Raw genomic sequence first — 3,792 nt, forward strand, 5'->3', positions numbered from 1 at the left:
ACCGCGTCGCCGCCGGAGACCACCAGCCGCCACAGGTCCTCGGGCGAGCGCACCCCGCCCGGGTAGCGGCAGGCCATGCCGACGATCGCGATGGGTTCCTGGTCCTTCTCCTCGACCTCGCGAAGGCGCTCCCGGGTCTGACGAAGGTCTCCGGTGACGCGCTTGAGATACTCCAGAAGCCTGTCTTCGTTGCTGCTCATCCGCCTCATCCGTCCTCGGCTGTCGTCAAAGGTAGGGCGCCAAGAACTAGGAAATTTCTAGATCTTGATCGATCAGTTCGAAGATGTCGTCGACCGTCGCGTCCTGGAGCTGCCGCTGTGCCTCGGTGGTTTCCGCGCCTCGCCCTCCGGCGGAGTTCACCAGGGACAGCAGTTCCTGCAGCCGCCTCCGCACCCCTGTCCGGACCGTCTCCTCGGCGGAGGCGGACATCGAGATCACCGACTCCAGCCGGTCGAGTTCGCTGAACACCGACACCTCGTCCGGGCCCGTCCCGCCGACGAGTTCGCTCCGCAGGTGGCGGGCGATCGCCTCGGGCGTCGGGTGGTCGAAGACCAGCGTCGCGGGCAGGGTCAGGCCGGTGTCGGCGGTGAGCAGGTTGCGCAGCTCCACCGCGGTCAGGGAGTCGAAGCCGAGGTCCCGGAACGCCAGGTCCGGTTCCACCGCCGCGGATCCGCTGTGGCCCAGTACTGCCGCCGCGTGCACGCAGACCGTGTCCACGAGCAGGCGTTGCTGCTCGCCTTCGGAGAGCGTAGGCAGCTTCGCCCTGAGCGCGGACGGCTCCGCGGCCTGCTCGGCGGGCTCCTCGGCAAGGGCGCCCCTGACCTCGGGCAGGTCGCTCAGCAGCGCGCTCGGCCTGCTGACGGTGAACGGGACGACGAACCGCGCCCAGTCCACGTCGGCCACGGTGAGCGTGCCGTCCCCGTCGCTCAGCGCACCGTGCAGCGCGGAGATCGCCCGGTCCGGCCGCAGCACGGGCAGACCGCGCTGCCGCAGCCGCTCCTCGTCCCCGGCGTCGGCGACCATGCCGCCCTCGCCCCACGGGCCCCAGGCGATCGCCGTCGCGGCAAGGCCCCGGGCACGCCGGTGCTGCGCCAGGCCGTCGAGGAAGGCGTTCGCGGCCGAGTACGCGGCCTGCCCGCCGCCTCCCCACACCCCGGAGACGGAGGAGAAGAGGACGAAGGCGTCCAGTTCCTGATCTCCGAGCAGTTCATGGAGGTGCACGGCCCCGAGGGCCTTCGCGGCGACCGTCGCGGCGAAGTCGCCCAGGTTCGTCTCGGCGAGCATGCCCGCTTCGGCGGTGCCGGCCGTGTGGACGACGGCGTTCACCGGGTGCTCGGCGAGCAGCGCGGCCAGCGCCTCGCGGTCGGCCACGTCACAGGCGGCGACGGTCACGCGCACGCCCGTGTTCTCCAGTTCGGCCTTGAGGCGGACGGCGCCGGGGGCGTCGAGACCACGGCGGCTGGTGAGCACCAGGTGCTCCGCACCCGCACCCGCGAGCCAGCGGGCCACGTGCCCGCCCAGCGCACCCGTACCGCCGGTGACCAGGACGGTGCCGCGCGGCGACCACGAACGGTCGCCGCGAGCTGCGGGCAGACGCGACAGGCGCCGTGCGAACACCGCGCGGTCGCGGATCGCGACCTGGTCCTCGGCCGACTGGCCGAGCACCGCGGCGAGGCGGTCTGCGATCCGGTCGTCGACCGTGTCCGGGAGGTCGATCAGACCGCCCCAGCGCCGCGAGTGCTCCAGCGCCGCCACCCGGCCCAGACCCCAGACCAGGGACTGGTACGGATCCGCCGCCTCGTCGGCGGAGCTCACGCCCACCGCGTTCCGGGTCGCGCACCACAGCGGGGCGCCGATACCCGTGTCGCCCAGGGCCTGGACGAGCAACACGGAAAGCCTCACCCCGACGGGCATCGCGGCGGCCTGCGAGGCGGCCTCCGGAGCGGCCTCGCCGTCGACGGCGAGCAGTGACAGGACGCCCGCCACGGTCTCGTCGCCGGCCGCTCGAGCGAGCTGTGCGGTCAGGTACTCACGGTCGGTGGCCGGCTCGACCGGGACCGGCAGTGGGGTCAGGCCCCGCTCGGCCAGTCCGCGGAGGCAGGCGGCGACCCAGTCGTCGCCGAGGTGCGCGGCGCTGACCGGAACCAGCCATATGCCGTTCCGGGCGGGGTCCGCCGGGGAGGGGTCGGGTATCGCTTTCCAGGTGACGCCGTAGCGCCAGCCGTCCACGGTGGACTGCTCCTTGCGCTGCCGCCGCCACGACGACAGCCTCGGCAGCACGTCGCTGAACTTGTCCCCGGCGCCGATGTCCAGGGTCTCGGCGAGGGCCCGGAGGTCCTCGCGCTCGACGGTCTCCCAGAACTCCGCGTCCACCGGATCCGCCACGGCGGTGGCAGCGGTTTCCGGGGCGTCGACCCAGTACCGCTCGTGCTGGAAGGCGTAGGTCGGCAGGTCGGTCTTCCGCGCACCGGCGAAGAAAGCGTTCCAGTCCACGGACACGCCGTGCGTGTGCAGTTGGGCCAGGGCCGTCACGAATGCCTGCCGCTCGGGGCGGTCTGTTCGGAGTACGGGGATAGTGGCGACGTCGTCCACGCAGCCCTGCGCCAGGCCGCTGAGGACACCGCCGGGACCGATCTCCACGAACGTGGACACGCCCAGCTCGGCGAGGGTCTTGATGCCGTCGGCGAAGCGCACCGCTTCGCGCACGTGCCGGACCCAATAGTCGGGGGTGTAAGGCTCGGCCAGGCGGCCGGTGAGGTTCGAAACGACGGGAATCCGGGGCTCGTTGAAGACCAGGCCGCCGACGACCTCGGCGAACTCCTCCAGCATCGGATCCATCAACGGCGAATGGAACGCATGGCTGACCTTCAACCGGGAGGTCTTGCGACCCTGTTGCGCGAAGACCTCGGCGACCTCCAGCACGGCATCCTCGACACCGGAGACCACGACGGACCGAGGCCCGTTGACCGCCGCGACACCGACGCCGTCCGTCAGGTACGGCAGCACCTCCGCCTCGGTAGCCTGCACCGCGACCATCGCGCCGCCGGCGGGCAGCGCCTGCATCAGCGCAGCCCGTGCCGACACCAGCCTCGCCGCGTCCTCGAGCGACAGCACCCCGGCCACATGAGCGGCCGCGATCTCACCCACCGAATGCCCGGCCACGTAATCCGGCCGCACACCCCACGACTCCAGCAGACGGAACAGCGCCACCTCCACCGCGAACAACGCCGGCTGGGCACACCCGGTCAGGTGCAAGGTCTCGGCGCCGACATCGACCGGCACCTCCAGACGCGCACACACCTCGTCATACGCATCGGCGAAGACGGGGAACGCCCCGTACAACTCACGCCCCATACCGATCCGCTGCGAACCCTGACCCGAGAACAGAAAACCGACCTTGCCTCCCGGCCGGCCCTGGACGACTCCGGGCGACGGCATTCCGGCTGCCAGGCGTTCCAGTCCGCGGCGGAAGTCGTCACAGCTCTCACCGATGACGGCCGCCCTGTGGCGCATGGCGCTGCGGGTGGTGGCCAGCGAGAAGCCGACATCGGCCGGTGACGTGCCGTCCTCCACGACGGCCAGCAGCCGTCGTGCCTGGTCGCGCAGCGCAGCGCTGCTCTTGGCGGAGAGCACCCACGGCAGGAGCGCCGGGGCCGGGGCGGCGATGACCTCTTCGGTCGGGGCCGGCGGGGCCTGTTCGATGATGGTGTGGGCGTTGGTGCCGCTGACGCCGAAGGACGACACGGCAGCGCGGCGCGGACGGTCCGTCTCCGGCCAGTCGACGGCCTCGGT

General features: G+C 71.9%; 2 protein-coding genes. Both read right to left on the minus strand.

The window, feature by feature from the left end; all coding sequences use genetic code 11:
- On the minus strand, nucleotides 1-200 hold a 200-nt coding region (locus ACZ60B_RS42655), incomplete at its 3' end, for a polyketide synthase docking domain-containing protein (RefSeq protein ID WP_469397400.1).
- 46 nt (nucleotides 201-246) lie between these two features.
- The coding region (locus ACZ60B_RS42660; protein ID WP_469397402.1) for an SDR family NAD(P)-dependent oxidoreductase at nucleotides 247-3,792 on the minus strand (3,546 nt) is incomplete at its 5' end.

This window comes from Streptomyces sp. NPDC104096 (assembly GCF_055584385.1).